Source organism: Nocardia sp. NPDC058497, from assembly GCF_042720195.1.
Classification (GTDB): Bacteria; Actinomycetota; Actinomycetes; order Mycobacteriales; family Mycobacteriaceae; genus Nocardia.
Genome location: NZ_JBHXMY010000847.1, coordinates 1 through 1,887 on the forward strand (window position 1 = coordinate 1; position 1,887 = coordinate 1,887).

2 protein-coding genes are annotated in these 1,887 nt (G+C 61.0%); both read right to left on the bottom strand.

Features of this window, described 5'->3' with window-relative positions; translation table 11 throughout:
- Positions 1-255: 255 nt before the first annotated feature.
- The gene (locus ACFWPJ_RS31700; RefSeq protein WP_378857040.1) at positions 256-618 is read right to left on the bottom strand and encodes a hypothetical protein; all 363 of its coding nucleotides are present in this window, start codon (positions 616-618) and stop codon (positions 256-258) included.
- A gap of 69 nt (positions 619-687) precedes the next feature.
- Positions 688-1,887, bottom strand: a 1,200-nt coding sequence (locus tag ACFWPJ_RS31705; protein WP_378857038.1) for an EndoU domain-containing protein, incomplete at its 5' end; no start/stop codon positions are given.

The following is a 1,887-nucleotide window of genomic DNA, read 5'->3' on the forward strand; positions in this document are numbered from 1 at the left end:
CCGCCGGGCCCCCCCCCCCCCCCGGGCCCCCCCGCGCACTCGCGGCGCCCGGCGCCGCCGCGGCGCTGGTCCAGATCGACGGGATGCACGCGAGAGCGGAGGCAACAGCCACACGGGAAATATTCATTGATTCGGCTACGGTCTTTCAGTAGATGAGACGGTGTCGAAGTGACTCGCACGTGACAACCGCGCAGGTGTCGACTATACGCTTTCCGTAGAGGTTATTTACGCAAAGGCATCACTGCGGAAATCGAGCTACTCGATCGACCACGGGATCTCAGGCATACGGTGGTGTTTGCGGGAGAATTTAAGAATGGCCTTGTCGAGAGATTTCTTCCGACCGACCTCTATCATGCAATTCCAATACTGGTGTATGACCTCAAGGATCTCGTCATTCGTGTAGCACCTGATCCCGATCTCCGGGTTGTAGTGGTTCTCCAACGAGGCACCTTTGCGGTTGACGGCGATGTGCCAGGCATTGCCCGTCCGCTCCATTTCGGTTTCGCCGCCTGTTGCACTGGAAACCCGCGCGATCGCATCGACAACCCGGACCAGCGATTCTGGAACTGACTGCACGTCGTCGTACACCCATAGGGCGGCCATGGAGTCGTCCATCATATCGCGAGTGCTTAACTTGATACATTCTTCAGAAATATGAAAGAGTGAGCGAGTCATATCCAACTACCCTTACGGTATGGGGAATGCTGTAATTATTCTGCCGGTCGAAGGATCGTAGTATCCGCCGATTGCCATGCCGCGGAACACTCCTTCCCATCGCCGCCGGCTCGGGTTCATCATGTACGGCTGGGAACTAGCTCGGCTGATTGCATGCTGAACTTGCTCCTGGCTCCAAGAGTCCGGGAAGAAGCTAGATTCAACCTTCTTTGTCACCCATTCATTGCCGTTCCAGGTATTCATAGTAACTGTGCCGGTATAGACGCCGTTCTTGTCCGGCACCGACTTGTCGGTCACCGTGACGCCGAACCGATCTCGACCATTTGGTCGATGATGGTAGCCGGTTGGATTACCAGCCCTATTGAACTCGCCCTTGAAGACATGGACCCAGGTTGCGGGGTCGGACTTGAGCTTGACTGCTTGTTCCGCGGCCTCACGGACACCCTTCGATCCGAAGATCGCCGCAGCGGCGGCTCCGATACCTACTTCGCCGGCATGTAGGGCCAGCTTGCCGCCGATGCGGGCGAGGGCGCCGACACCGGTGAGGTCGAGAGCCAGGAAGCCCAGGTTGACGACCGCGCCAACGGTGTTGCCCTTGTTGACGTCGGCGATGAGGCCGCGTAGCGGTCCATAGACCGGGATGAGGCTTTCGAGGAAGCTAGGCTCGCTGACCAGCCATCCGCCCAGCCGATCGACGAGCCGGGGCCAGAGACCTGGGCGCCTGTGCTCGCTGGGTTTGTCGTCCTGCTGTTCGGGCCGCGGGGTCGGGTCGTTCGGCGAGGGCAGGGTGGGCGGTAGTTCGGGTTGGGGTATGGGTTGTGCGTGCTCGGGTTGGGTCTGGTCGGGCCGGGATTGTTCGGGTGTCGGCGGCTGGGTGTCGTCGGGTGATTCCGGTGTGTTCTCCGACGGGGTCTGTGGTGATTCGCTCTGGGAGTGTGTGGTTTCCGACGGTGCTTGCGGAGCTACCGGGTCTGGGGGTGCGGGTTCGTTGCGGGATTCTGTGCCGGGATCGGACGGGGCGGCGGGCGACTGTGGTGTTGGGGATTCGGACTGGCGTGGGCCGTCCTGCGGAGACTGCGGCACAGGCGGCAGCGACGGGTCGGGCAGGGTGTGTTCGGACTGGTAGGGAACAGGATCGGACCACGGTCGGCGTTCGTCCCATTCGCCGTTCTCGTCGAAATGGGTGTAAGGGTCTCCCTGACCGGTACCAGG